General features: G+C 63.2%; 24 protein-coding genes. 18 read left to right on the top strand and 6 right to left on the bottom strand.

Features of this window, described 5'->3' with window-relative positions; translation table 11 throughout:
• The first annotated feature begins 21 nt into the window (after nt 1–21).
• A complete protein-coding gene (locus NKI61_RS06280; RefSeq protein WP_352514113.1) occupies nt 22–1044 on the top strand; it encodes an acyltransferase family protein in 1023 nt (340 codons plus the stop codon).
• Between the two features lie 66 nt (nt 1045–1110).
• Here the strand turns inward: NKI61_RS06280 and NKI61_RS06275 are convergent, their stop codons facing one another.
• From NKI61_RS06275 to NKI61_RS06255, 5 genes are all read right to left on the bottom strand, one after another.
• Nucleotides 1111–1617 (bottom strand): GNAT family N-acetyltransferase, encoded by a 507-nt coding sequence (locus NKI61_RS06275; RefSeq protein WP_023741532.1) that lies wholly within the window; start codon nt 1615–1617, stop codon nt 1111–1113.
• Nucleotides 1617–2387 (bottom strand): copper homeostasis protein CutC, encoded by a 771-nt coding sequence (locus NKI61_RS06270; RefSeq protein ID WP_031246097.1) that lies wholly within the window; start codon nt 2385–2387, stop codon nt 1617–1619. The genes NKI61_RS06275 and NKI61_RS06270 overlap by 1 nt, the downstream gene beginning before the upstream one ends.
• 99 nt (nt 2388–2486) lie before the next feature.
• Nucleotides 2487–2918: a cupin domain-containing protein gene (locus NKI61_RS06265; protein ID WP_023681708.1), complete on the bottom strand. Its 432-nt coding sequence runs from the start codon at nt 2916–2918 to the stop codon at nt 2487–2489.
• A 77-nt stretch (nt 2919–2995) separates the two neighbouring features.
• Entirely contained in the window at nt 2996–3382 is a 387-nt protein-coding gene (locus tag NKI61_RS06260; protein WP_023691071.1) for a hypothetical protein, read from the bottom strand.
• A 64-nt stretch (nt 3383–3446) separates the two neighbouring features.
• Nucleotides 3447–4043, bottom strand: a complete 597-nt coding sequence (locus NKI61_RS06255; RefSeq protein WP_031246096.1) for an alpha-ketoglutarate-dependent dioxygenase AlkB — start codon at nt 4041–4043, stop codon at nt 3447–3449.
• 151 nt (nt 4044–4194) lie between these two features.
• On the opposite strand from NKI61_RS06255, the gene NKI61_RS06250 reads away from it, so the two are divergent.
• The 8 genes from NKI61_RS06250 to apnL all read left to right on the top strand — a co-directional run bounded on the left by NKI61_RS06250 (nt 4195) and on the right by apnL (nt 12942).
• The gene (locus NKI61_RS06250) at nt 4195–4422 is read left to right on the top strand and encodes a KTSC domain-containing protein (RefSeq protein WP_023681706.1); all 228 of its coding nucleotides are present in this window, start codon (nt 4195–4197) and stop codon (nt 4420–4422) included.
• Nucleotides 4423–4641: 219 nt separating this feature from the next.
• Nucleotides 4642–5469, top strand: a complete 828-nt coding sequence (locus tag NKI61_RS06245; RefSeq protein ID WP_023688186.1) for a phosphogluconate dehydrogenase C-terminal domain-containing protein — start codon at nt 4642–4644, stop codon at nt 5467–5469.
• Between the two features lie 323 nt (nt 5470–5792).
• Nucleotides 5793–6734 carry a D-ribose ABC transporter substrate-binding protein gene (locus NKI61_RS06240; protein WP_023741529.1) on the top strand — a complete coding sequence of 314 codons (942 nt, stop codon included), beginning with the start codon at nt 5793–5795 and terminating at the stop codon, nt 6732–6734.
• A 92-nt stretch (nt 6735–6826) separates the two neighbouring features.
• Nucleotides 6827–7465, top strand: coding sequence for a DUF2291 family protein (locus NKI61_RS06235; RefSeq protein WP_023741528.1), 639 nt, complete (start codon nt 6827–6829; stop codon nt 7463–7465).
• Nucleotides 7462–9009 carry a sugar ABC transporter ATP-binding protein gene (locus tag NKI61_RS06230; protein WP_023741527.1) on the top strand — a complete coding sequence of 516 codons (1548 nt, stop codon included), beginning with the start codon at nt 7462–7464 and terminating at the stop codon, nt 9007–9009. The genes NKI61_RS06235 and NKI61_RS06230 overlap by 4 nt, the downstream gene beginning before the upstream one ends.
• Nucleotides 9006–10070 carry an ABC transporter permease gene (locus tag NKI61_RS06225; protein ID WP_023741526.1) on the top strand — a complete coding sequence of 355 codons (1065 nt, stop codon included), beginning with the start codon at nt 9006–9008 and terminating at the stop codon, nt 10068–10070. The genes NKI61_RS06230 and NKI61_RS06225 overlap by 4 nt, the downstream gene beginning before the upstream one ends.
• Nucleotides 10071–10072: 2 nt before the next feature.
• Nucleotides 10073–11107, top strand: a complete 1035-nt coding sequence (locus NKI61_RS06220; RefSeq protein ID WP_023681700.1) for a Gfo/Idh/MocA family protein — start codon at nt 10073–10075, stop codon at nt 11105–11107.
• Nucleotides 11104–12942, top strand: coding sequence for a D-apionate lactonase (gene apnL, locus NKI61_RS06215; RefSeq protein ID WP_352514112.1), 1839 nt, complete (start codon nt 11104–11106; stop codon nt 12940–12942). The genes NKI61_RS06220 and apnL overlap by 4 nt, the downstream gene beginning before the upstream one ends.
• 2 nt (nt 12943–12944) lie before the next feature.
• On the opposite strand, the gene NKI61_RS06210 is transcribed toward apnL, so the two are convergent.
• Nucleotides 12945–13658 carry a transcriptional regulator NanR gene (locus NKI61_RS06210; RefSeq protein ID WP_023672607.1) on the bottom strand — a complete coding sequence of 238 codons (714 nt, stop codon included), beginning with the start codon at nt 13656–13658 and terminating at the stop codon, nt 12945–12947.
• Between the two features lie 186 nt (nt 13659–13844).
• On the opposite strand from NKI61_RS06210, the gene oiaX reads away from it, so the two are divergent.
• The 9 genes from oiaX (at nt 13845) to NKI61_RS06165 (ending at nt 25387) form a co-directional block, all read left to right on the top strand.
• Nucleotides 13845–15095 carry a 3-oxo-isoapionate-4-phosphate decarboxylase OiaX gene (oiaX, locus tag NKI61_RS06205; RefSeq protein ID WP_023701694.1) on the top strand — a complete coding sequence of 417 codons (1251 nt, stop codon included), beginning with the start codon at nt 13845–13847 and terminating at the stop codon, nt 15093–15095.
• A gap of 4 nt (nt 15096–15099) precedes the next feature.
• Complete coding sequence (locus NKI61_RS06200) at nt 15100–16434, top strand: four-carbon acid sugar kinase family protein (protein WP_352839032.1); 1335 nt, start codon at nt 15100–15102, stop codon at nt 16432–16434.
• Nucleotides 16435–16666: 232 nt separating this feature from the next.
• Entirely contained in the window at nt 16667–18190 is a 1524-nt protein-coding gene (locus NKI61_RS06195; RefSeq protein ID WP_352839031.1) for an FGGY-family carbohydrate kinase, read from the top strand.
• Nucleotides 18187–18963 (top strand): DeoR/GlpR family DNA-binding transcription regulator, encoded by a 777-nt coding sequence (locus NKI61_RS06190; RefSeq protein WP_352839030.1) that lies wholly within the window; start codon nt 18187–18189, stop codon nt 18961–18963. Before NKI61_RS06195 ends, NKI61_RS06190 begins: the two co-directional genes overlap by 4 nt.
• The gene (locus NKI61_RS06185) at nt 18960–20672 is read left to right on the top strand and encodes a glycerol-3-phosphate dehydrogenase/oxidase (protein ID WP_352839029.1); all 1713 of its coding nucleotides are present in this window, start codon (nt 18960–18962) and stop codon (nt 20670–20672) included. Before NKI61_RS06190 ends, NKI61_RS06185 begins: the two co-directional genes overlap by 4 nt.
• 277 nt (nt 20673–20949) lie before the next feature.
• The gene (locus tag NKI61_RS06180; RefSeq protein WP_352839028.1) at nt 20950–22014 is read left to right on the top strand and encodes a sugar-binding transcriptional regulator; all 1065 of its coding nucleotides are present in this window, start codon (nt 20950–20952) and stop codon (nt 22012–22014) included.
• Between the two features lie 27 nt (nt 22015–22041).
• Nucleotides 22042–22692 (top strand): DUF2291 family protein, encoded by a 651-nt coding sequence (locus NKI61_RS06175; protein ID WP_352839027.1) that lies wholly within the window; start codon nt 22042–22044, stop codon nt 22690–22692.
• Entirely contained in the window at nt 22689–24227 is a 1539-nt protein-coding gene (locus tag NKI61_RS06170; RefSeq protein WP_352839026.1) for a sugar ABC transporter ATP-binding protein, read from the top strand. Before NKI61_RS06175 ends, NKI61_RS06170 begins: the two co-directional genes overlap by 4 nt.
• Before the next feature lie 26 nt (nt 24228–24253).
• Nucleotides 24254–25387, top strand: coding sequence for an ABC transporter permease (locus tag NKI61_RS06165; RefSeq protein WP_023739040.1), 1134 nt, complete (start codon nt 24254–24256; stop codon nt 25385–25387).
• Nucleotides 25388–25398: the final 11 nt, after the last annotated feature.

Here is a 25398-nt window from a genome sequence, read left to right as displayed (position 1 = left end):
CTTGCGTCGTAGAGGATCGGCATGGCCGACATCTCCGCAGCGTCTGTTGCCCTGCCGCGGGCCACAGCCGACAAAGCAGCCAGAGCAAGACTGGCCTATCTCGATGGCTGGCGCGGGCTTTCGATCGCACTGGTGCTGATCGGCCATTTCTTCCCCGTTCCCGGGATCAATCTCGGCGTGCTCGGCGTCGAGTTCTTCTTCGTGCTCTCAGGCCGGCTGATGGGCGAGATACTGTTCATCGAACGCTTTCCGCTGAAAAAATTCTTCAAGCGCCGCTTTTCGCGCATCTATCCCGCGCTGCTGGTGTTCGTGACATCAGCCATGATCGGGCTCTCCGGCACCTTTATCGCCTTCAAATGGAAGGCGGCGCTGACGGCGCTGACATTCACCTACAACTATGCCGGAATTCTCATCACCCGCGCCGGCGCGCTCGACCACATCTGGTCGCTATGCGTGGAAGAGCACGCCTACATCATCCTGGCGCTGATCAGCGTGGCGGTGACCGGGCGGGGCAATGTCGTGCGGCTGCTGGTGACGCTGTCGCTGCTGGCGATGGCCAATGGCGCCATTTCGTACTGGGTGCTCGGCATGGATTACGAGCACAGCTATTGGCGCACCGACGTGCATATCGCCTCGATCCTGCTGTCGGCATCGATCTGCCTGCTCAGGCACGATGACCGGCTGCCGGCATTCCTGAAGGGTCCCTATGTCAGTCTGGTGTCGGCGGCCGCCGCCATTCTGCTGTTCCTCGATCCGGTGCCGACGCCGGTCCACTATCTCCTGGCGGTGCCCTTGCTGGCGCTTGCCGTCAATACGCTGGACACCAGCAGCTGGCATCTGACCGGCCTGCTTTCATCCAGGCCGATGGTGATGATCGGGCTGTGGTCGTACTCGCTCTATCTCTGGCAACAGCCCTTCTACAAATTCGTCGCCGAGCAGGGCAGTGCGCCGATCCCGATGCTGGCGGCTGTCTTCGCCTGTGCATTATGCAGCTACTATCTGGTCGAGAAGCCCGCGCGGGCCTGGCTGAACCGGAATTGGTGAGGGCTACGGACTCCTAATCTTATGCCGCCGTGGCGATCTGCTTGCCGATCATCAGCCGGCGACCCATCAGCCGGCGATCTCCTTGAGGTAGTAGCGCACCGCCTTCTTGCCGCCATGGATCACCGCGTCACCGACCTCGGCAAAGCCAAGCGCCGCATGGAAGGCGTCCGAAGCCGGATTGGGCGGTTCGACATTGACCTCGCAGGTGACGATGCTGTGGCCCGCGCGTGCGACTTCCCCGAACAGATCCTCGTAGAGCCGGCGGGCATGGCCGCGGCCGCGCGCTTGCGCCGCGACGACGACGCGGTCGACATAGACGAAGCGTGGATAGCGCTCGCGGAACCAGAGGAAATTCGGGCTGTCGTAGGCCGCATTCTGGTCGAAGGTCATGATGAAGGCTTCGAGCGTGCCGATGCGCCTGACGTAAAACGCTTCGCCAAGCAGGAAAGACAGCCGTTCGGGCTCGAGCCATGACAGTTCGGCGGCGTGCTCATTGTTGAGTGCGAGGATGGCCGCTTCGTCCTGAGGCGAGACACGGCTGATCGGCGACGGCCCAGTCACGGCTTCGCTCATCATGCTCTGGCCGCCGCAATCGTCGCGGCAACCAGCGCCCCATCGGTGACTGTGGTGCGGTATTCGCGGTCCAGATCGCCGCCGCCCATGCCGACTTGCGGGTTGCGGTAGGCCATGGCGCTCGGTACGTCCTTGAGCGCGGCGAAATGCAGTTCCGTCAGCCCGGTTGATGCCAGCACCCCGGCGATGTTTTCGGGGTCCAGCGCGCCGCAGCCGAGGATGATGATGCGGCCGTCGGCCTGGCGGACGAGATCCGCCAACAGGCCGGCGCCTTCCACCGCGGTGTCCCTCTGGCCGCTGGTCAGCACGCGGCCGACCTTGCAGCGGATCAGCGCTTCCAGCGCCTCGGCCGGGTCGCGGGTCATGTCGAAGGCGCGGTGGCAGGTGACGGCGAGCGGACCGGCGGCATGGACCAGCGCGCCCATGCGGGTTTCATCGATGGTGCCGTCGGCATTGAGGCAACCGACAACGACGCCGGCGACGCCGAGGTCACGAAGCGCTGCGACATCGGCGAGCATCGAGCTGTATTCGGCCTCGCTGTAGAGGAAATCGCCGCCGCGCGGCCGCACGATGACATGGAAGGGAATTGTCGCGCTCTCGAGTGCGGCGCGCACCGTGCCGAGGCTGGGCGTGATGCCGCCTTCGACCAGGCTGGCGCAGAGCTCGACCCGGTCGGCGCCGGCGGCCTGCGCAGCCAGCAGTCCATCGATGCCTTCGACGCAGATTTCGATCAGGGGGCGAGCATTTCCGGCCAAGGGGCGATCCTTCATGATTGCATGACGGCCAGCCCTAGCATCGGCTCGGTTGGTGGGGAAGCCGGAACAGCCAGTCGCTGCTTGGGCCAGCCCGGCAACCCGGCCGATCCGCAATTACTGGCGCAGCACCGTGTTCTTGGCGCCTTGTTCGACCTGGTCGATGACCAGCAGCTTGACCGGGCCGTCGCCGATGTTGGTGGCCTGGTGCCACTGGCCGATCATCTCGATGATGAAATCGCCCGTCTTGTAGGTGTTGCTGTTGCCGGTCTCGACATTCGTCACTTTGAGTGTCCCGGCTTCGACATAGGCGTAGCGGGCAAACGGGTGCTTGTGCACCGGCAGAGTGGCACCGACCGCAATGTCATAGGTTGAAACCAGGACCTGGACATTTTTCTGCGGCAGCACGATCGGCTGGCCGGACGCCGTCTGGCTGCGATCGGCAAGCGGTGTGACGACAACCGGCGGGATGGTACTGTCCAGCGCCCGAGCGGGGTTTGCCGATAGCGCTGCCGCGAACAGCAGCATCGATGCCAGGATCTTTCGCATGGTTCCTCCAGGTTTTACCGCCACCGCGCGGCGCGACGCCAAAGTTCTAACTCTCGTCAGTTACTGGAGACACAACGTCATCCGCCGGTGCCGTCGTCCATCATCGTATTCGTGAGCGCTTCATAGATGTTGCTGCATACCTGAGACCGCGGACAGTGTTTTACGATGAATGCCGGCACGACAGTCAGTGCGGCGGCGATCAGGATTTGCAGGAAGAGAGGAGCAGGCTCGAAGCGTTTGCCAAACAAGGCTCGGCAAGCGAAGTAGAGACTTTGAGCCAGGCATGCCCAGACAAGGACATGCAACAGCGTGCTCGTTGCTCGGGCATAGGGCGTTATGTATCCGTCGGGAAAGCCGACCATGCCAAGGTCGACGAGCCACTGCAGAGCCAGAACGCAGGACAGGCATGCCCACAGAAAGAGCGCCACGCGGGTAACCAAAACTCTGCTGCGATCCACGCTCATATGCAATCGAAGCACAACTGCGCTCGGCCTTCCAGAGCGGCTGCTGCGTGGCTTGGAGTATCGCCTATTTAAGAGTGCGCAGCGTGATCGAATAGCGGTGCCCGGCGACCGGCGGAATGCTGTGCTCCCATTCGTGGCGCGCTGGGCCATTCATGAGATAGACAGATCTCGGCTGAACCTCAATCGTCTCGCGATTCCATTTCGAGCCGTTTTTGCGGCGCAGCCGAAAGCTGCAGGACGCCAGCAGCGAGACGCCGGCGACGAGATCGAAATGCGGCTTGTCGCGATGCCAACCTATGCCCGCGCCCGGCCGATACTCGTTGATGAGCACTTGGGCGAATTCCGTGGCCTGCCTGCCGGCAAAATCCGCGACCTTGTCGCGAAGCGGCAGCAGGAATTTCGGGATGGGCGGCGCTTCGACGACCTGGCGCCGGTCGTAGTCGTAGCGCCAGCCGAAGCCGGCGACCAGCCGGTTGGCAATATGGCCATGGAAATCGAACGGCTTGAAGGACAGTTCATTGAGGTGACGGACCAGTTCCGCCTCTTCGTCCGTTGTGATCAGGCTAGGCCGGTAAGAAAATCCTTCCGGCAACGCGTCGGCCGCGCCGAAGAGATCGCCCTGGCTGGCATATGCTGTTGTGCTGGATTTCGTCTGTGCCATCTGACGGAGAGATAGGAAGCCTCGCCGCCCGGGCAAGATTGTCGGCGTTGTGGTGCGCCTCCCTCTCGGAACCTCCGCATCGTTGCGGCATTACGCATGTTCGAAGCAGGATTTGGGGCGAAAGATTTGGGGACGAAGCAGGATTTTCGACATGCCGTCCACTGCCATTCGCAACACCCACTACGACCCGTCGACGAAAATCCTCTCGGTCTGGTTCGTCCCGAGCGGAGCCCGCTACGACTATGAAGAGGTCGAGCCCGAGACCTATGCGGCGTTCCGCGCCGCCTTCTCGAAGGGGCAATTTTTCAACGAGTTCATACGCGATCGCTACCGGTTTCACCTGGTTGAAGAAGGGCGCCGGCGCGTGACTGGATCCTGAAGGCGCTACCAGGAGTCGCAGCGCAGGGCTAGTTTTCGGGCTGAGAAGACCAGGGACCCAGGCAGCTATAGGCCCGCCAAGCGCGAGTGGAATGCCAAACGGGCCCGTATAGCCGCTCATCAAAGCCCTGTTCAACTCCTCAATTCGTGGTAAGGTGATTATACCAGTTAATAACATGACGATCGGCGCGGCCGTCGTTTAATGCGGGAGTAAGGATAGATGACGACGATTGCGCTGTTCGGTGCCGGCGGCAAAATGGGTTACCGCCTGTCGACCAATTTTCGCGGATCGCCCTACACGGTACGCCATGTCGAGGTCAGCGAGGCCGGCCGCGAGCGGCTGAAGACCGGACTGGGCTTCGACGCGGTCAGTGCCGATGCGGCGCTCGACGGGGCGGATATTGTCATCCTGGCCGTTCCCGACACGCATATCGGCAAGGTGGCGGCTGATATCGAGAGCAAACTGGCGCCAGGCACAATGGTGATAGTGCTCGATGCGGCCGCACCCTTCGCCGGCCATCTGCCCAACCGGCCGGACCTGACCTATTTCGTCACCCATCCCTGTCATCCGCCGATCTTCAACGACGAGACCGACATGGCGGCCAAGAAGGACTATTTTGGTGGCGTCAAGGCCAAGCAGCATATGGTCAGCGCGCTGATGCAGGGACCGGAAGCGGATTACGCCAAGGGCGAGGCGGTCGCGAAAATCATCTGGGCGCCGGTCATGCGCTCGCACCGTGTCACCGTCGAGCAGATGGCGCTGCTGGAGCCCGGTCTATCGGAGACGGTGTGCGCATCACTGCTTGTCGTCATGAAGGAAGCCGTCGACGAGGTCGTCGCGCGTGGCGTCGACCAACAGGCGGCGCTCGATTTCCTGCTCGGCCACATGAACGTGCTCGGCGCCGTCATTTTCGGCGAGACCAAGGGTGTGTTTTCCGACGCTTGCAACAAGGCGATCGAGTTCGGCAAGCCGGTGCTGATGCGCGACGACTGGAAGCGGGTGTTCGAGCCGGAAGAGATCGCCGCGAGCATTCGGCGCATTACCTGAGGCAGGCCGAGTCAGGCGCTGGCCGGAGTGCCTCGATCGCTCGACACACCCGCCATGACAGCCACATGTTTTTGCTCAGTGGCACATGTCACCTCAATTAGTGATTGACTCATCATACCAGTTGGCTTAGCTGTTGATGGCTTGGACAAGGGTTCGCGGGAAGTACGAAGCCTGGGCGAGTGGAGGGACGGCGGGGGAGCAGCGATCGTTTGGGAAGCCGGCACCGGCATTCAGCCTGAACCGATCGGCGGCCCGCGTTGCGCGACGAATTCGAGTGCAGAGGCCTTGATTGATCAAGGCAATTTTTCAAACGGGAGGACATCATGAAACTCACACGCAGAATGACACTTGCGGCTTTTGCCGGCATGCTGGCGCTTGGCACGGCGGCGCCCGCCTATGCGGCCGAGCTCATTGCCATCATCACGCCCTCGCACGACAATCCGTTCTTCAAGGCGGAAGCCGTCGGCGCCGAAGCCAAGGCCAAGGAACTCGGCTACGAAGCGCTTGTGCTCGTCCATGATGACGACGCCAACAAGCAGTCCGAATTGATCGACACGGCGATCGGTCGCGGCGCCAAGGCGATCATCCTCGACAATGCCGGCGCCGACGCCACCGTCGCTGCCGTGCAGAAGGCCAAGGACGCCGGTGTTCCGTCGTTCCTGATCGATCGCGAGATCAATGCCACCGGCGTCGCCGTGGCGCAGATCGTCTCCAACAACTACCAGGGCGCCCAGCTCGGCGCGCAGGAGTTCGTCAAGCTGATGGGCGAGAAGGGCAATTTCGTCGAACTGGTCGGCAAGGAATCCGACACCAATGCCGGCATTCGCTCGAAGGGCTATCATGACGTCATCGACGATTATCCGGATCTGAAGATGGTCGCCCAGCAATCGGCAAACTGGAGCCAGACGGAAGCCTATTCCAAGATGGAATCGATCCTGCAGGCCAACCCGGATATCAAGGGCGTCATCTCCGGCAATGACACGATGGCGATGGGCGCCTATGCGGCGCTGGTCGCGGCAAACCGCAAGGACGTCATCGTCGTCGGCTTCGACGGATCCAATGACGTGCGCGACTCCATCACCGCGGGCGGCATCAAGGCAACCGTCCTGCAGCCGGCCTATGCGCAGGCGCAGATGGCGGTCGAGCAGGCCAACGACTTCATCAAGAACAAGAAGTCGCCGGCCAAGGAAAAGCAGTTGATGGACTGCGTCCTGGTCAATGGCGACAATGCTGCCAAGCTGGAAACGTTTGCGCTGACCAACTGAGCCGGCGTGACATGAACAGCGAGGGGCGACCCAAGGGTCGTCCCTCGTCGCCATTTTCCGTGGGTACTGATCACCATGCTCAACAAGCCATCATGCTGAACAACAAGCCGACCTGGCCGATCCTTGCCGTGATACTCGGCATCAGCCTGACCGCATGTAAGATTTTGCCGACTCCCTCGGGGGATAGCGGCAACGGCTTCAATCCTGACAGGATGGTCGAGGAGATCTGGGCCGCGAAGGTCGTACCTTACCTCCAGCAGAAAGCCGGGCCGTTTGCCCAGGTCCACGCTCTGGCGAAAACCGATCCTGCTTCCGCCGGCGCCAAATATGGCAATCCGAACAAGCAGGCGAATTCGCCCTGGACCTTCGCGGTTCGCGTCGAGGGCAAGATCATCGCAGCCAACACGCAGTCGCGGGCCGCGACCATGGATATCGATGTGGACGGCGACGGCAAGGCCGATGCGCGGGTACAGATCGGACCGGCCATGCGCGGAACCGCGCTGCGCGACAGCCTCGATTTCATCCAGTTCAACGATTTTACCAACCAGATCGACTTCGCCCAGTTCGGCAAGGCGTTCAACGCCTATGCCGTCAAGGCCGTGCTTGCCAAACTGCCGCGTGACGCCTTGGAGGGCCGGACCGCCAAGGTCCTCGGCGCCTATACGCTCGAAAACGGCCAGGACCTGCCGCTGGTGACGCCGGCGGAGGCAGAAATCGGGCCGAAGCCATGAGCGCTGCGGTTGCTCACGATGTCATCCTGAAACTGGAGGACGTCTCCAAGGTGTATTCAGGCACCGTCGCGGTCAAGCGCGCGAATTTCGAGGTGCGCAAGGGCGCGGTCAATGTGCTGGTCGGCGAAAACGGCGCCGGCAAATCGACGCTGATGAAGATCATCGCCGGCGTCGAACAGCCGACGCTTGGCCGGATCCTCCTGGAAGGGGAGGAGGTCTCCTTCTCGTCATCGGGCGATGCGGTGAACCGCGGCATTGGCATGGTGTTCCAGGAGCTGAACCTGTTTGGCAATATGACCGTCGCCGAGAACATCTTCGCCACGCGCGAGATCACCAACCGGTTCCGCAAGATCGACCGCAAGGAGCAGGAGCGTCGCGCGGCGCAATTTCTCGAACGCCTGCAGGCCGGGATAAGGCCCGACATGCTGGTCGAGGATCTGCGCATCGGCCAGCAGCAGCTGGTCGAGATCGCCAAGGCGGTTTCGCTCGATGCGCGCATCCTGATCATGGACGAGCCGACCTCGGCGCTCAGTGCGGCGGAAGTCGAGATCCTGTTCAAGGTGATCGCCGACCTCAAGGCGCGCGGCGTGGCGATCGTCTACATCTCGCACCGGCTGGAAGAGCTGATCCGCATTGGCGACTACATCACGGTGCTGCGCGATGGACACATCACCGGCCAGGAAGAGATGAAAAACGTCGACACGCGGTGGATCGTGCGGCAGATGATCGGCTCCGACGCCAAGGATTTCGCCAAGGCCGACGGCCATGTTCCCGGCGGAGAGATATTCCGCGCCGAGGACATCTGCCTGCCGCGCGCGACCGGCGGACTGGCGGTCGATCACGTCTCGCTGTCGCTGCGCGCCGGCGAGATCCTCGGCATATACGGCCTGATGGGCGCCGGGCGGAGCGAGCTGTTCGACTGCATCATGGGCCGCCATGGCCAGGCTACCGGCGCGATCTTCATCGCCGGCAAAAAGGTCAAGGAGCGCGACACGACGCGGCGTATCCGGCGCGGGCTGGCGCTGATCCCCGAAGACCGCCAACGCGAAGGGCTGGTGTCGATCCTCTCCGTCGCCAGCAATCTGACACTGGCCAGCCTGTCGCGTTTTGTCCGCCTGTTTCACATTCGCGGCGGCCAAGAGAAGCAGGCGGTGACGCAGATGGTGCGGGAACTGGCGATCAAGGTCGCCGACCCGGCGCAGGAGGTCTCATCGCTGTCGGGCGGCAACCAGCAAAAGGTGGTAATCGGCAAGGCGCTGCTCACCGGGCCGAAGGTGCTGCTGATGGACGAGCCCAGCCGCGGCATCGATGTCGGCGCCAAGGCCGACGTCTTCCGCACCATGCGCAAACTGTCGCGCGATGGGCTCGGTATTCTGTTCGCCACCTCCGATCTCGATGAGGTGATGGCGCTGTCCGACCGGATCGCGGTGATGAGCAATGGAAAACTGACCGGCATGTTCGATCGCGCCGAGGCGACGGAGGCAGCCCTTGTCGCCGCCTCGGCACTTGGCCACGGACCGGCCCCGCACACGGAGAACCCATGACTGACATCCCGGCCAAGGCGGCTGTCTCCTCCGTTTCGAGCGGCTCGCTGCTGCTGACGCTGATGAAGGCGAGGACCTTCATCGCGCTGATCGCCGTCTTGATCTTCTTCTCGATCGCGGCGCCGAATTTCCTGTCGACCGCCAACCTGATCCTGATGTCGAAACATGTGGCGCTGAACGCCTTCCTCGCTATGGGCATGACCTTCGTCATCATCACCGGCGGCATCGACCTGTCGGTCGGCTCGATCGTCGGCTTGTGCGGCATGGTCGCCGGCTACCTCGTGCTGAACGGAATCGACCTGCAATTCGGCTACACAATCTATTTCAATGTCGTCGAGATCGCCCTGATCACGCTGGCGGTCGGCATATTGATCGGCGCCGTCAACGGATTGCTGATCACCAGGTTGAATGTCGCGCCGTTCATCGCCACGCTCGGCGTGCTCTATGTCGCGCGGGGCCTGGCGTTGCTGTCGTCGGACGGCCGCACCTTCCCCAACCTCGTCGGCAAGCCGGAGCTTGGCACCACCGGGTTTGGTTTCCTCGGCGCCGGGCGGCTGCTCGGCCTGCCGGTGGCGATCTGGATCCTGATCGTCGTTGCGCTGGCGGCGGCATATCTCGCCAAATACACGCCGCTCGGCCGCCACATCTTCGCCGTCGGCGGCAATGAACGGGCGTCGCGAATTTCGGGCGTTCGTGTCAACGTGGTGAAAATGTTCGTCTACATGTTCTCCGGCTTTTGCGCGGCGATCGTCGGTTTGATCATCTCGTCCGAACTGATGGCCTCGCACCCGGCAACGGGCGAAAGTTTCGAGCTCAACGCCATCGCGGCGGCAGTGCTCGGCGGCACCTCGATGTCAGGTGGGCGCGGCACGATCGGCGGCACCATTGTCGGCGCCTTCGTCATCGGCATTCTTTCGGACGGGTTGGTGATGATGGGCGTGAGTTCCTTCTGGCAGATGGTGATCAAGGGCCTTGTCATCATCGTCGCCGTCGTCGTCGACCAGGCGCAGCGCCGGCTGCAGAGCCGGGTGACGTTGATGCAGATGGCAAAGGCAGGCTGAGCATGGCGGAGTTGCGGGGAGGGCTCATCGGCTGCGGCTTCTTTGCCATCAACCAGATGCATGCCTGGCGCGACATTGAAGGCGCCGCGATGGTCGCCATTTGCGACCGCGACCCGGAGCGGCTGCGCATCATCGGCGACCAGTTCGGCATTGCGAAGCGCTACACCGACGCGGCAGAGATGTTTGCAAGCGAAAGCCTCGACTTCGTCGATATCGCCACTACCGTTCCCAGCCATCGTCCGCTGGTCGAGATGGCGGCGCTGCACCGTGTGCCGGTGATTTGCCAAAAGCCGTTCGCGCCGACGCTTGCCGACGCCAAGGCGATGGTGAGGGCCTGCGTGGAAGCCGGCGTACCGCTGATGGTGCATGAGAATTTTCGCTGGCAGTCGGCGATCCAGGCGGTGCGTGCCGTGCTCGACAGCGGCGAGATCGGCACGCCGTTCTTCGGGCGCATCTCCTTCCGCTCTGCCTATGACGTGTTTTCCGGCCAGCCCTATCTCGCCAAGGGAAAGCGCTTCATCATCGAGGACCTCGGTATCCACAGTCTCGACATCGCCCGTTTTCTACTGGGCGACGTGTCGACGATCACGACGCGAACCGCGCGCATCAACCCCGGCATCGCGGGCGAAGATGTCGCGACGATGCTGATGGACCACAAGAGCGGGGCGACGTCAGTGGTCGACTGTAGCTACGCGACGAAGCTCGCCACCGAACCGTTTCCCGAAACGCTGATCGAGATCGACGGCAGCGACGGCACGATCCGCTTGGCGCAGGGATATCGGCTCACCGTCACCGGCAGGAGCGGCACGAAGATCACCGACGTTTCGCCGCCCGTACTCGCCTGGGCATCGCGCCCATGGCACAACATCCAGGAGAGCGTCGTCGCCATCCAGCAGCACTGGGTCGACTGCCTGGCAAAGGGAACCGAGCCGGCGACCTCGGGCGCCGACAATCTCAAGACATTCGCGCTGGTCGAGGCGGCCTATCTGGGCGCCGCGAGCCACGAACCTGTCCACCTGGATGGCTTGCTGACATGACAGCCGACGCCTTCCTCCTATACGGCACACGCGTGGTCGAGGCCGAGCCGGTTAGGCTGAGTGCGGGCTTGCTCAGCGCCGACTTTGTCAACGGCAGCCTGCGCACCATCCGTTACGGCGGCATCGAAGTGCTGCGCGCCATCGCCTACATCGTGCGCGACCGCTACTGGGGCACCTATGAACCGGCGCTGACGGACCTTGCCGTCGATCAGGACGCCGACAGCTTCTCCGTCAGCTACTCCGCAACTTGCTTAGCACCGGGCGGAAGCCGGCTCGACTTTCGCGCTACGATCAAGGGCTCCGCCAACGGTCACCTAGTGTTCGACGTCAGCGCGGTCCCTGAAAGCGATTTCGAGACCAATCGCTGCGGTTTTTGCGTCCTGCATCCGATCGCCGGCCTCGCCGGCAGCCCGGTCACGGTCGAGCATACCGACGGCAGCGTGGTGGCGACGAAACTGCCGCTGTTGATCGATCCCTGGCAGCCTTTCAAGGATTTGCGCGCGATCACCCATGAAGTCCGGCCGGGCATTACTGCCGAATGCCGGATGGAGGGCGACACTTTCGAGATGGAGGACCAGCGTAACTGGTCGGACGCGTCCTACAAGACCTATGTGCGGCCACTGGCGCTGCCTTGGCCCTATGTACTGCCGGCCGGCCAAACTGTAAGCCAGACGGTCAGCCTGCGCATCACCGGCGAGGGGGGAATGCCGGCCGCAGCATCTGCCGCCGAACCGGTCAGCGTCGAACTCGGCGAGACCGGGCAGAGGCTGCCGGATCTCGGCGTGATCATCTACCCGGATGAGGTCGAAGCAGCGCTCGCAAATCTTTCGACATTGACCGAGCTCGGCCCGCAGCAACTTGTCTTCCACTACGATCCGACGCGCGGCCACGGTCTCGAAGCATTGCAGTCTTATGCAAGGCTCACCGCCGCCTATCCGGTGCAGACGACGCTGGAATGCGTCGTTGCCTGCGCGGGCGACCTCGATCCCGAGCTGTCAGGCGTTGCCGACATGGTGCGTCAAGCCGGGTTGAAGCTTTCGGCCATTGCCGTCTCGCCTTCGGTCGACCGGCAGTCGACACCGCCGGGCAGTGCGTGGCCGGACTGTCCGCCGCTCGAAGACGTCTATGACGCGGCGCGGCGCGCCTTTCCCGATATCCGGCTTGGCGGCGGCATGTTCAGCTATTTCACCGAGCTCAACCGCAAGCGCGTGCCGGGGGGCCTGCTCGATTTCGTCACTCACTGCACGTGCCCGATCGTGCACGCCGCCGACGATCTCAGCGTCATGCAGTCGCTGGAGGCGCTGCCCTCCATAACCGCGTCGGCGCGGGCGATCTTTGGGGAAAAGCCTTACCGCATCGGTCCATCGACGATCGCCATGCGCCAGAACCCCTATGGCGGCGCGACCAAGGGCAATCCCGGGGGACAGCGCATCACCATGGCCGATCGCGACCCTCGCCATGCCGGCCTGTTCGCAGCCGCATGGGCGATCGGCTATGCCGCGCGTGTCGCGCCGGCCGGGCTGGAACTGCTCACGCTGTCCGGCTTCGCCGGGCCCTTCGGCGTGCTGGCAGCATCCGGCGAACCCGTCGCGGAAGGATCGCCTCGGCCGATCTTCGATGCCATCAAGGGGCTTTGCGAACTGGCCGGCCTTGCCCATGTTGCGGCAAGGACGAGCGACGAGACCAAGGTGCTGGCGCTGGCCGGCCGCTCCGCTTCGGGCAAGACCGTGGCGTGGCTGGCGAACCTGACGGCGGACGACGTGACGGTCGACATCTCAGCGTTTGGCCGAGGCCAACTGGTGATGACCCCTTACGCGATCACGCGGATCAGCTGAAATCAGTTGCCGGAGTTCATCACATAAAGCGCGCGCGAGCGCTCGAGGTGCTTGATCATCGCCTTCTCGGCGCCGTCGGCATCCTTCTTCTCAATGCGGCCGATGATCTCTTCATGCTCGGTCAGCGTGAACTGTTCCTTGCCGGTCCAGATCAGCATTTCGGTGTGATATTCCTTCAGCCAACCGAGCATCGCCTCGCTGACGGCGATATAGATCGGGTTGCCCGAGATCGCCGCGATCTGGGTGTGAAACTTCATGTCGGCGGAGATGAAGGCTTCGGAATCGCCGCGAAAGCCACGCTGTTCGGCAATTGTGGCCCGCAGCTGCTCAACGTCCTCGGCAGTGGCGTTTTCGGCGGCTTCCCTGACCATACCGCGCTCGAAGAAGATGCGCGCCGTTTTCAGGTGTTCCAACGTGTCCTTCGACGACGACAGGATGATCTTGGCTGCGCCATCGACCTGCTTGATGATCGACTTGGCGGTCAGCTGGAGCACCTTGGCGCGTTCCCCATGCGAGATCGCGACGAGGCCCATATTGCTCAGCGCCTGCATCGCCTCGCGGATCGCGGGACGGCCGACCTCGAAGCGCTCCATCAACTCGCGCTCCGACGGCATGTCGTCGCCCGGCGTCAATTCTCCGCTGGTGATCAGGCGCTTCAGCCGCAAAAACACTTCGTCGGAAAGTTTGCGCCGGACGATCGGCTCCGAACGGTTCATCGTCGCGAATCACTCCCTTGACCTGTCTCTATCTAGCATTGCCACAGCCATTCCCGGAATGGCCGTCGCCCCGATCGGCCATAGCCGCAAGACAGGATATTGCTTGCAAAGCTTATGTACTCATTATACCAGATTCTGACGATCAAGGAACTCATTTCGAACCTCCGCGGCCTCAGACAACGAACCATGATCACGCTCACCTACCGCATCGAAACGTCAGGTAGCATCGAGGCGCTGGCGACCAAGATCGCCAGCGACCAGTCGACTGGAACCTTCGTCGCGCTGCCCGGTGAGACCGAGGAACTGAAAGCCCGGGTGGCCGCGCGTGTCCTGACCATTCGGCATTTGCCTGAGGCTGACAGGCCATCGCTTCCCGAGGCCGGTGACGGGCCGTTCAAGCGCGCGGATGTCGACATCGCCTTTCCATTCGATGCCATCGGGACCGACCTGTCGGCGCTGATGACGATTGCCATCGGCGGCGCCTATTCGATCAAGGGCCTGTCCGGCATTCGCGTCGTCGACATGAAATTGCCGGGGGAATTCAGTGGCGCCCATCCGGGTCCGCAGTTCGGCGTCGCCGGCAGCCGCAGGCTGACAGGTGTTGCGGACCGACCGATTATCGGCACCATCGTCAAGCCGGCGCTGGGGCTTCGGCCACACGAGACCGCCGCAATGGTGGGGGAGCTGATCGCCGCCGGCGTCGATTTCATCAAGGACGACGAGAAGCTGATGAGCCCGGCCTATTCGCCGCTGGCGGAGCGGGTGAAGGCAATCATGCCGCTGATCCTCGACCACGAGCAGAGGACCGGCAAGAAGGTGATGTATGCCTTCGGCATCTCGCATGCCGACCCGGACGAGATGATGCGCAACCACGATCTGGTGGCCAAGGCGGGCGGCAATTGCGCGGTGGTCAACATCAATTCGATAGGCTTCGGTGGCATGGCGTTTCTTAGAAAACGCTCCAGCCTGGTGCTGCATGCCCATCGCAACGGCTGGGACATTCTTACTCGCCATCCCGGCCTCGGCATGGACTTCAAGGTCTGGCAACAGTTCTGGCGGCTGCTCGGCGTCGACCAGTTCCAGATCAACGGCATCCAATCGAAATACTGGGAGCCGGACGCGTCTTTCGTCGAGTCCTTCAAGGCGGTGACGACGCCGATTTTTGCGCCTGAGGATTGCGCCTTGCCTGTGGCGGGCTCCGGCCAATGGGGCGGGCAAGCGCCCGAGACCTATGAACGGACCGGCCGCACGGTCGATCTGCTCTATCTGTGCGGCGGCGGCATCGTCAGCCATCCGGATGGACCGGGCGCCGGGGTGCGTGCCGTGCAGCAAGCCTGGCAGGCGGCGGTCGACGGCATTCCGCTGGCGGATTTCGCCTTGAGCCATCCGGAGCTGGCGCGGTCGATCGAAAAATTCGGCGACGGCAAAGCGGCCTGAAGCAATGCAAGACCTGCTTCTCAGCTATTATGGCGACGACCTCACCGGCTCGACCGACGTCATGGAAGCGCTCGAACTCGGCGGCGTCCCGACCGTGCTGTTCATGCGCCAGCCGGACGCGGCCATGGTTGAGCAGTTCAGCCATTGCCGCGCCATTGGCCTGGCCGGCACCAGCCGCAGCGAGACGCCGCAATGGATGGACACGCATCTCACCGACGCCTTCGCCTGGCTGAAGGCGCTGAATGCCCAAATCTGCCACTACAAGGTCTGCTCGACCTTCGATTCCAGCCCGGCGATCGGCAGCATCGGCCGGGCGATCGAGATCGGCCGCTCGGTCTTCGCGCAGGACAGCGTGCCGCTGCTGGTCGGGGCGCCGCAACTCAAGCGTTACACTGCCTTTGGTCATCTGTTCGCGGCCTATCGTGAGAAGTATTTCCGCATCGACCGCCATCCGGTGATGAGCCGCCACCCGACGACGCCGATGGATGAATCCGACCTGCTGGTCCATCTGTCGCGGCAGACGGAGCTCACATCGGGGCTGGTCGACCTCGCGACGTTGCAGTCGGTGTCGCGCTCGGAAGCCTTCGATCGCTTGCTCGCCGAGGGCACCGACATCGTACTTGTCGATGTCGACAGCCGCGAGACGCAGGCGCTTGCCGGCAAGGAGATATGGCGCGTCCGTAAACCGGGCGGTTTGTTCGTCGTCGGTTCGTCCGGGATCGAATATGCGCTGCTGGCGGAATGGGCGTCGAATGGGACAGTCAGAGCTGAGCCAGGATTTTCGCCGCCAGGTGCCGCCGACCGGATCGCGGTCGTCTCGGGCAGTTGTTCGCCGACGACCGAACGACAGATCCGGCACGCTTTGACCGACGGCTTCGACGGCATCGAGGTTGATCCCGTCGAACTGGTCTCCGAAGTTTCCGGAGATGCGATTGCACGCGCGGCGGCAGCCGGTCGCGCCAGTCTGGAAGCCGGGCGCAGCGTCGTTCTTTACACGGCCCTTGGACCCACGGCCGACAGGGGGGGCGAAATCGACCGCGAGGAAGGCGCCCGCCACAAGCTTGGTCGCGGCCTCGGCGAACTGCTTCGCGCGCTGACCATCGAGCAGAAGTTGCAGCGCGTGGTCATTGCCGGCGGCGATACGTCGAGCCACGCGCTCGGCGAGATGGGTGTCGATGCGCTGACGGTGCGAATGCCGCTGCCGGCATCGCCGGGCTCGCCGCTTTGCGTAGCTCACTCGCGCGTCAAGGCGATCGATGGGCTGGAGGTTGCGCTCAAGGGCGGGCAGGTCGGAACCGACCGCTATTTCAGCGCCATCCGCGACGGCCTTAGCAGCTGACAACGCGTCGCCCCAGCACCGCGAGATCCATCCGTGCCTCCACTGGCGCCGAAGCCTTTTGTCGCGTATGTTGACGTTAAGTTCACATAAAGATATGAGTTCTTTGTTGCGGCAAGGTGGTTTTGCCGTTTGTCCCCGTTGCTCAATCGGGGTTGTCGCCATGTGTTTCGCCCTTGCATCAGACTACAGGATCGCCCTGTAGCAATCGCCAATTGCTGAAGAGGCGGTGATCATGCCCAGCCTGCTCGGAATCGATAACGGCCTCACGGTCACCAAGGCGGTCATTTTTGATACGAACGGCACGCAATTGTCAGCGGCGCGCCGCCGGGTGCCGCAATCGATGCTCCACGCGCGCTGGGTGGAGCGCGACATGGCAGGCCTGTGGCAAGCAACCGCCGACGCCATCAAGGAGGCGATCGCGCTCTCCGGCAGGCCGGCGGAAGACATCAAGGCGGTGGCGGCGACCGCGCATGGCGATGGCCTCTATCTGCTCGATCATGATCGTCAGCCTTTGGGACCAGGCATCCTGTCGCTCGACAGCCGCGCCGGCGACATTGTCGACAGGTGGTTCGCCGGTACCGTTTTCACCGATGCGCTGGCGACGACAGGCCAGACGCCGCATGTTTCGGCGCCGTCGGCGCTGCTGGCATGGCTCAAGCAGAGCGATCCTGATCGCTATGGCCGCATCGGCCATGTGCTGGCCTGCAAGGACTGGCTGCGCTTTTGCCTGACCGGCACGATCGGCACCGACCGCACGGAGGCAAGCACCTCATTCACGGATTTTCGCACGCAAGCCTATGCGCCTGAAGCGCTGCGCATCTTCGGGTTGGAGGATCTGTTCGACGCGCTGCCGCCGGTGGCGCATTCGGCTGACATCGCCGGTCAAGTCACAGCCGATGCCGCCGAAAGGACCGGCCTTCGCAAGGGAACACCGGTCGCCTGCGGCCTGCACGACGTGGCCGCCTCGGCGCTTGGCATGGGCGGCCATGAAGACGGCGTGCTCGCCATCGTCGCCGGCACCTATTCCATCAATGAAGTCGTCTCTTCGCAACCGCGCGTCGACCGGCGTTGGTTCTGCCGCAACGCCATCGATGCGGGCCGTTGGAACAACATGTCGATCTCGCCGGCCTCGACCGCGAACTACGACTGGTTTCTCGACACGTTTTGCCGCGCGGAGCAGGACAGGACGGATGGCGGCTCCCTCCACGAATTGCTGGCGGGAGAGATCGACGCGGCGTTGAAGAAGCCTTCGACCATCCTGTTTCATCCCTATCTGTTCGGCTCTCCCTATGGCGATTTGGCCAGCGGCAGCTTTGTCGGCCTGCATGGCTGGCACAATCGCGGCGACATGCTGAAGGCGGTTCTGGAAGGCATCGCCTTCAATCACCGCACCCATGTCGAGGCCTTGCGCGACGGCTTTGCCGTCAGCGAGATCCGCCTGACCGGGGGCGGCTCGCGTAATCCTGCTTTCGTCCAGATGTTTGCCGACGTGCTGAACGCCCCGGTCACCGTCACCTCGACGGATGAGACCGCGGCCCTCGGTGCCGCGCTTTGCGCAGGTGCCGCGGTCGGCTTGTTCAAGACGCCGCAAGAGGGCGCCAGGCAGGTCGGCATGACGGAGCGGACGTATCAACCCGTGCCCGCCTCCAGTGCTGTGTTCAATGAGCGGTTTTCGCTCTACTGCCGCATAGCCGAGCAGCTGAAGTGGCATTGGCCTGATATCGAAAGGCTGGCGCGGCCGGGGGTAAACGCATGATCAAGGCCGACGAACGACGCGAAGAGATCGCCGATTATGTGATCAAGCTCGGCCAGGTGCGCATCGATGATCTGGTCGAGCATTTCGGCGTGTCGCGCATGACCATCCACCGGCATATCGACCGGCTGGCGCAGCAGGGCGTGCTGCGCAAGCTGCACGGTGCGGTGACGGTCCAGCCGTCCGGCCTCTACGAGAGCGCTTTCCGCTACCGGGTGACCGTCAATCGAGCCGAGAAGGATGCACTGGCGCGGGCGGCACTGGATTATATCGAGGCCGGCCAGGTGGTGATGCTGGACGATTCATCGACGGCAAACGCGGTCGCGACGCTGCTGCTCGACGTCAAGCCGCTGACCGTCATTTCCAACAGCGTCTCGACGGCGAGCCAATTGATCAATGTGGACGATATCGATTTCATCTGCCTCGGCGGCCAGTATCATCCCACGTACAATGCCTATATCGGCATCGTCTGCGAGAACGCCGTGGCGCAGTTGCGCTCCAATGTGCTGATCTGTTCGGCTTCGGCCGTCACCGGAACCGCTACTTTCATCCAGGATCCGAATGTCGTGCGGGTCAAGCAGGCGATGATGACCGCCTCCGTGAAGCGCATCCTTTTGGTCGACCACGCAAAGTTCGACCGGATCGCGCTGCATGTCTTCGACGATTTGACCAGTTTCGACGCCGTGCTGGTGACCGAGGGCCTCGGCGATGCGCAGGCGCAGAGCCTCGAGCGGGCCGGCGTGAAACTGCGCATCGTCAAGACGAAAGCGCCATGAGCCGAACAGACGGAGCAGGGGCGGACAATCCCGCCGGGCGTCTCGCCGCGGTGGCCGGGACCGGCGAGGTCGACGTCGTCATTCTTGGCGCCGGCATCAACGGGGCAGGGCTGTTTCGCGATCTGTGCGCGCAAGGTGTCAGCTGCCTGATCGTCGACAAGGCGGATTTCGGCTCGGGCACCAGTGCCGCGCCGTCGAGGCTCATCCACGGCGGCTTGAAATATCTCGAGACCGGCGAGTTCGGGCTGGTGGCGCAGTCGACGCTCGAACGCAATCTGCTTCTGCAAAACGCGCCGCACTATGTCAGCCCGCTGCCGACCGTCATCCCGATCTTCTCGTGGAGCAAGGGCATGCTCGCGGCGTTGCGAACGCTGCTCGGCTCGACCAGCGCGCCTCGCAGCCGCGGCGCCATGCTGATCAAGATCGGCTTGATGATCTACGATTTCTACGGTTCGCGAAACCAGGTCATGCCGCGCCACCGCATGGTCGGCCGGCGGCAGGCGCTTGGCGACATGCCAGCGCTCAATCCGGCGATCGTCGCCACCGGCACCTACTACGACGCCAAGATAAGTCACCCGGAACGGCTGGTGCTGGAACTGATCCTCGACGGCTTGCAGGCCCACGCGGCGTCTGCCGGTGCCAACTACACGGCGCTGGCGGCTTCAGCCAATGGCGTGCTCACCTTCCAGCCGGAAAACGGCAGTGCATTTTCGGTGCGGCCGAAGCTGGTGGTGAACGCCGCCGGTCCGTGGATCGACGACGTCAATGCGTTGCTTGGCGCGCCGTCGAAGATGATCGGCGGCACCAAGGGCTCGCATATCCTGTTGAAGCATGACGAACTGGTCAAAAGCCTGGCCGGGCGCATGCTCTATTTCGAGGCCGATGACGGCCGCATCTGCCTGGTCTACGACTATCTCGGCCTGGCGCTGGTCGGTTCGACCGACATCAAGGCCGACAATCCCGACGCGGTGCGCTGCGAACCCGAAGAAGTCGAGTATCTGCTCGACAGCGTGCGAACGCTTTTGCCGGGCATGGCGTTCGAGCGCGACCAGATCGTCTACGCCTATAGCGGCATCCGGCCGCTCCCGACATCTGAAGCCGCGACGCCCGGACTGATCAGCCGCGATCATTCGGCGCCGGTTGCCGAGCCGGACGGCGACAGGCCCTTTGCGGTAATCTCACTGGTCGGCGGCAAATGGACGACCTTCCGCGGCTTTGCCGAGGAAGTCACTGATACCGTACTCAAGCGCTTGCAGCGCAGCCGCAAGGTGACGACGCGAGCCATGCCGATCGGCGGCGGGAGGGATTTCCCGGCCAACGCCCCGGCCCGCGCGGACTGGCTGGCCGAGGCACAGCAGGCAACAGGCGCCGGGGAAGGGCGCCTTGATCAATTGCTGTCGCGCTACGGGACCAGAGCCGTTGAGATCGCCAGGCATGGGTCGGATGATGAGGGTCGTCTGCCGGACTCGGACGGCTACGGCAAGGCGGAAATCGACTACATCGTGCGCAACGAATTCGTCGAACATCTGGCCGATGTCGTTATGCGCCGCAGCACGTTGGCGATAGGCGGCTCGTTGACGAGCCGCGACCTGACGGAGATTGCCGCGATCGCCGGGCGGGCGTTGGGGTGGAGCACCGAGCGCCTCGCGCGGGAGGTCGAAGCCGCTGTTGTCGAGCTCGAGGGCAGGAACCTGATGCGGCTGGACTGATCGCTCCATCGCCGACACCTTAGCTTTTCCTGAGGCAATCCGATCGATTTGCCCTTGTTGCGCCGTGTGCATCAACCTTCCCATTTTGCACCCGGATTGGGATTTTGCCGGCGCCCTACGGGTTCATGCCGTCACCTGGATGAGGTAACACAAATTGACGTTAAATTAACACTGCCGTATGGTCGGATTATATGCTTACCTTCTAATAGGCCCGCGTTGGCTGCCGAACATCGGCTGAGGCAACCATCTGCGGAGGGATTGACAGCGATGCAAAGGTATGAAAATTTTTGCACACAAAGATAATATTATCACCTGGGGAGGGGATGGCTTGAATTCCGGCGAAAGCGCAAACCGCGACCATGAGTCCAGCCTCGCCACGCGGGCGGCCTGGCTGCACTATGCCGGTGGTCTGACCCAGGCCCAGGTGGCCAAGCGGCTTGGCCTGACCAGCCTCAAGGCGCATAGGCTGATCACCAAGGCCAACCAGGAAGGTCTGGTCAGGGTCTTCATCGACGGCGACGTCGCCGAATGCGTCGACCTGGAACAGCGCCTGATCGCCGCCTATGGGCTCCACTATTGCGAGGTGGTTCCCGATCTCGATCAGGACGAACTGCCGCTGAAGGGGCTGGGCATTGCAGGCGCCCAGTTCCTGAAGCGCGAAATCGATCGCGGCGAAGACATGCTGATCGGCGTCGGCCATGGCCGCACGCTTGCCGCCAGCGTCGAATATCTGACGCGCGCAACTGCTGCTCACATCCGTTTCGTCTCGCTGCTTGGCGGCGTGACGCGCAAATTCGCCGCCAACCCGCACGACGTCATGCATCGCCTGGCAGAGCGGACAGGCGCGCAGGCCTTTGTCATGCCGGTGCCTTTTGTCGCCAATACCGCCGAGGACCGTGAAGTGCTGCTTGGCCAACGCGGCATCAGCGATGTGTTCGCTCTCGCCAGCCGGTCCGACCTGATGTTCGTCGGAATAGGCACGGCCGAGCGGGAGGCGTCGCTGGTCGCCACCGGCATGATCGAGCCTTCCGAAATCGATGAGGTCAAGCGGGACGGCGGCGTTGGTGAATTGCTGGCGCATTTCTTCGACGACAAGGGGCGTCCGGTCGAAACGGCCCTGTCGGAAAGAATACTGGCGCTTCCGCGCGATCAGTTGAAGGGCCGCAGGATCGTTGCCGTCGCCGGCGGCAAGGTGAAGGTGCGCGCCATCAAGGCAGTACTCGAAAGCCGTTATCTCAGCGGCCTGATCACCGACGAATGCACTGCCCGCGCGCTGGTCAAGCTCGACGATGCAGCCGGGGCCGCGAAGCGCCGCGTGAACGGAGGAACTTCGAATGCGTGACAACGGAAAATCGCTGGTGGTTGCATCATGAGCGCGAAGGCTGCCACCGCCCGGCAAGCTTCGCCCGGCCTGCGCCGGGTCCTTGCCGGCGCCGCGGTTGTGGTTCTGCTCGGCGCCATGGCGCTCGACACGACGGTGATCAAGATCGGCTCTGCCGGCGATGTTCGCAACGCCGTGTTTTCGGCCGCCGACTATGGCAAGTCTGAATTTCCCAAGGTGCAGGCCGATGTCGAAGCGCGTGCCGCCGACGCCGCGACGGTGGCGACGGCGATCGCCAAGGACAGGGCGACGGCCGAAAAGGAATATGGCGTGCCGGCGGGAGTCGGTCCGGTCATCTCGGTCAAGTTCACCGGCGTCGTCGGCGAGGGAAAATCGGGCATCTACAAGGTCGCCGTCGACGGTTTGCCGGACACGTTGACTGTCCGCGTACAGACTGGGCCGGCGATCAACGGCACCGAGCTTCGCGACGCCACCGGCAAGATCACCTTTGGTCAGTTCACCAACCAGATCGAGTATCAGGACGCCGGCTCGGCGCTGAACAACGAGATGAAGAAGGAGGTGCTGGCGAAAGTCGATACCAGTGCCTTGACCGGCAAGACAATAGCGGTGGTCGGCGTCTTCAAGCTGGTCAATCCGAAGAGCTGGCTGGTCACACCGGTGAGGCTGGACGTCAAATGACAATGGCTGCCGGCACAGAACCCGCGACTGGCGATGCCGTGCTTTCGGCGCGCAATGTCGTCATGTCGTATGGCGGCGTCCACGCGCTCAAGGGCGTCAACTTCGACATCCATCGCGGCAAGGTCACCACCCTGTTCGGAGAGAATGGCGCCGGCAAATCGACGCTGATGAAGATCCTGTCCGGCGTGGTGACGCCGACATCCGGCGACATCGTGCTCGACGGCAATCTCGTCAGCTTTGCCTCGTCTTCGGACGCGCGCGATCGCGGCATTTCGATCATCCACCAGGAGCTCAGCCTGGCGCCGAATCTGAGCGTTCGCGACAACATCTTCATGGGCCGCGAACTGCGCACCAGAACCGGCCTCGACTTCGCCGAGGAGGCGCGCCAGGCGCGGGCGCTGATGGCCGACCTCGAAGAAGACATCGATCCGATGACCCTGGTCGAGGACCTGCGCCTGGGGCAGCAACAGATCGTCGAGATCGCACGCGCGCTGTCGGTCGACAGCCGCATCCTGATCATGGATGAGCCGACCTCCGCGCTCAGCGCGACCGAGGTGGAGGTTCTGTTCAAGGTGATCCGCGACCTGACCAGCCGCGGCGTCTCCATCGTCTACATCTCGCATCACCTCGAAGAGGCGCTGCAGATCACCGACTACGCCGTCGTGCTGCGTGACGGGGCGATCACGGCGACGGCCGAAGCCAAGGACATCGATCTCGAATGGATCGTCCGCAACATGGTGGGCGAGAATTTCGACCTCGGCTCGCCGCCGACCGGCCATGCGTTTGGTGAGGTCGCGCTGTCGATCGAGGATGTCAGCGTCACCGATGCTTCGGGTTCAGGCTATGTCGTCGATCATCTGTCGCTGGATGTCAAAGCGGGCGAGATCGTCTGCATCTATGGGCTGATGGGCGCGGGCCGCACGGAATTGCTGGAGGCCGTCGCCGGCCGTGTGCCCATGGCGGGCGGGCGGGCGCTGCTGGAGGGTGAGAACGTTTCGGGGCTGACCATTGCCCAGCGTATCGCCCGAGGTCTGGTTCTGGTCCCCGAGGATCGCCAGCGCGATGGCCTGGTTCAGACCATGACCGTCGGCCGCAATCTGTCGCTTGCCAGCATCGAGGCGTTCGCGAAAGGCCTGTTCCTCTCCCGGCCGAGGGAGCGCGCACTGATCGACGATTCGATCCGCAAGGTGACCATCAAGACCGCGGGCGGCAACGCCATGATCGGATCGCTGTCGGGCGGCAACCAGCAGAAGGTCGTCATCGGCAAGATGCTGACGACAAATCCCAAGGTCATCCTTCTCGACGAGCCGAGCCGCGGCATCGATGTCGGCGCCAAGGCCGAAGTCTTCCGCTTGCTCAGCGAGCGTGCCGCGCAAGGCCTGGCGGTGGTCTTCTCGACCTCGGAGGTCAATGAGTGCCTCAGCATCGCCCACCGCATCGTCGTCATGCGGCGCGGCAAGATTTCAGCCGAATTCGGCGCCAACGCCACCAAAGAGCAGATCATGGCCGCCTCCGGCGAAGCCGTGGTCGCCTGACCACAGAATTTCCGGAGCCCCGACCCATGAGCGATGTCAGCCAAGCCAGCAAACAGTCCAGTCCCAATGCGGGCGGCGAGGGCTTCGACGTGGCCAAGCTGCTGCTCGAAGGCCGGGCCTTCTTTGCCCTGATCGTCATCATCGTCGTCTTCTCGATCCTGTCGCCCTATTACCTTTCGGTGGCGAATTTCCTGACCATGGCCTCGCATGTCGCCATCTTCGGGATTCTCGCCGTCGGCATGCTGCTCGTCATCCTCAATGGCGGCATCGATCTGTCGGTGGGGTCGACGCTCGGGCTTGCCGGCGTCGTCGCCGGGTTTCTGATGCAGGGCGTGACGCTGACCTGGGTTGGCGTCGTTCTCTACCCGCCGGTCTGGGTGGTCGCGGTGCTGGCCTGTATGCTGGGTGCGGCCGTCGGGCTTATCAACGGCGTGCTGATCGCGCGGTTCAAGGTTCCGGCCTTCGTCGCCACGCTCGGCGTCATGTACATGGCGCGCGGCCTGGCGCTGCTGATGACCAGCGGCCTGACCTACAACAATCTCGGCGGCAAGCCGGAGTTGGGCAACACCGGTTTCGATGCTCTCGGCTTCAACCGCCTGTTCGGCGTGCCGACCGGCGTGGTGGTGCTGGCGGTCATCGCGCTGATCGGCAGCATCGTCCTGAACCGCACCGCCTTTGGACGCTGGCTCTACGCCTCGGGCGGCAATGAGCGCGCCGCCGAACTCTCCGGCGTTCCGGTCAAGACCGTGCAGATTTCGGTCTATGTGCTGTCGGGCATCTGCGCCGCCATTGCCGGCCTGATCCTGTCCTCGCAGCTGACCTCGGCCGGGCCGACCGCCGGCACCACCTACGAACTGACGGCCATTGCCGCCGTGGTCATCGGCGGCGCCGCACTCACCGGCGGGCGCGGCAACATTCGCGGCACCTTGCTCGGAGCCTTCGTCATCGGCTTCCTGTCCGATGGTCTGGTGATCATCGGCATCTCATCCTACTGGCAGACAGTGTTCACCGGCGCCGTCATCGTGCTCGCCGTGCTCCTCAATGCCGTTCAGTATCGCCGCCGTAGCAAGCTTCCAGCTTCGACGGGCGGCCAACCGACTTCTCAGAAACGGGGGAAGGCCGAACCGGCCAATCCTGCCCAAGGGAAGACTGCCAGCTGACTGGCAGCAAG

Origin of the sequence: Mesorhizobium sp. M0514, assembly GCF_040321145.1 — a bacterium.
Lineage (GTDB): Bacteria > Pseudomonadota > Alphaproteobacteria > Rhizobiales > Rhizobiaceae > Mesorhizobium.
The sequence above is the reverse complement of the archived record's forward strand: the minus strand, read 5'-3'. Positions and strand labels throughout refer to the sequence as shown.

Coding starts and splice junctions, on each gene's coding strand:
- NKI61_RS06280 (WP_352514113.1), top strand. CDS start 22: ATGGCCGACATCTCCGCAGCGTCTGTTGCCCTGCCGCGGGCCACAGCC.
- NKI61_RS06275 (WP_023741532.1), bottom strand. CDS start 1,617: ATGAGCGAAGCCGTGACTGGGCCGTCGCCGATCAGCCGTGTCTCGCCT.
- NKI61_RS06270 (WP_031246097.1), bottom strand. CDS start 2,387: ATGAAGGATCGCCCCTTGGCCGGAAATGCTCGCCCCCTGATCGAAATC.
- NKI61_RS06265 (WP_023681708.1), bottom strand. CDS start 2,918: ATGCGAAAGATCCTGGCATCGATGCTGCTGTTCGCGGCAGCGCTATCG.
- NKI61_RS06260 (WP_023691071.1), bottom strand. CDS start 3,382: ATGAGCGTGGATCGCAGCAGAGTTTTGGTTACCCGCGTGGCGCTCTTT.
- NKI61_RS06255 (WP_031246096.1), bottom strand. CDS start 4,043: ATGGCACAGACGAAATCCAGCACAACAGCATATGCCAGCCAGGGCGAT.
- NKI61_RS06250 (WP_023681706.1), top strand. CDS start 4,195: ATGCCGTCCACTGCCATTCGCAACACCCACTACGACCCGTCGACGAAA.
- NKI61_RS06245 (WP_023688186.1), top strand. CDS start 4,642: ATGACGACGATTGCGCTGTTCGGTGCCGGCGGCAAAATGGGTTACCGC.
- NKI61_RS06240 (WP_023741529.1), top strand. CDS start 5,793: ATGAAACTCACACGCAGAATGACACTTGCGGCTTTTGCCGGCATGCTG.
- NKI61_RS06235 (WP_023741528.1), top strand. CDS start 6,827: ATGCTGAACAACAAGCCGACCTGGCCGATCCTTGCCGTGATACTCGGC.
- NKI61_RS06230 (WP_023741527.1), top strand. CDS start 7,462: ATGAGCGCTGCGGTTGCTCACGATGTCATCCTGAAACTGGAGGACGTC.
- NKI61_RS06225 (WP_023741526.1), top strand. CDS start 9,006: ATGACTGACATCCCGGCCAAGGCGGCTGTCTCCTCCGTTTCGAGCGGC.
- NKI61_RS06220 (WP_023681700.1), top strand. CDS start 10,073: ATGGCGGAGTTGCGGGGAGGGCTCATCGGCTGCGGCTTCTTTGCCATC.
- apnL (WP_352514112.1), top strand. CDS start 11,104: ATGACAGCCGACGCCTTCCTCCTATACGGCACACGCGTGGTCGAGGCC.
- NKI61_RS06210 (WP_023672607.1), bottom strand. CDS start 13,658: ATGAACCGTTCGGAGCCGATCGTCCGGCGCAAACTTTCCGACGAAGTG.
- oiaX (WP_023701694.1), top strand. CDS start 13,845: ATGATCACGCTCACCTACCGCATCGAAACGTCAGGTAGCATCGAGGCG.
- NKI61_RS06200 (WP_352839032.1), top strand. CDS start 15,100: ATGCAAGACCTGCTTCTCAGCTATTATGGCGACGACCTCACCGGCTCG.
- NKI61_RS06195 (WP_352839031.1), top strand. CDS start 16,667: ATGCCCAGCCTGCTCGGAATCGATAACGGCCTCACGGTCACCAAGGCG.
- NKI61_RS06190 (WP_352839030.1), top strand. CDS start 18,187: ATGATCAAGGCCGACGAACGACGCGAAGAGATCGCCGATTATGTGATC.
- NKI61_RS06185 (WP_352839029.1), top strand. CDS start 18,960: ATGAGCCGAACAGACGGAGCAGGGGCGGACAATCCCGCCGGGCGTCTC.
- NKI61_RS06180 (WP_352839028.1), top strand. CDS start 20,950: ATGAAAATTTTTGCACACAAAGATAATATTATCACCTGGGGAGGGGAT.
- NKI61_RS06175 (WP_352839027.1), top strand. CDS start 22,042: ATGAGCGCGAAGGCTGCCACCGCCCGGCAAGCTTCGCCCGGCCTGCGC.
- NKI61_RS06170 (WP_352839026.1), top strand. CDS start 22,689: ATGACAATGGCTGCCGGCACAGAACCCGCGACTGGCGATGCCGTGCTT.
- NKI61_RS06165 (WP_023739040.1), top strand. CDS start 24,254: ATGAGCGATGTCAGCCAAGCCAGCAAACAGTCCAGTCCCAATGCGGGC.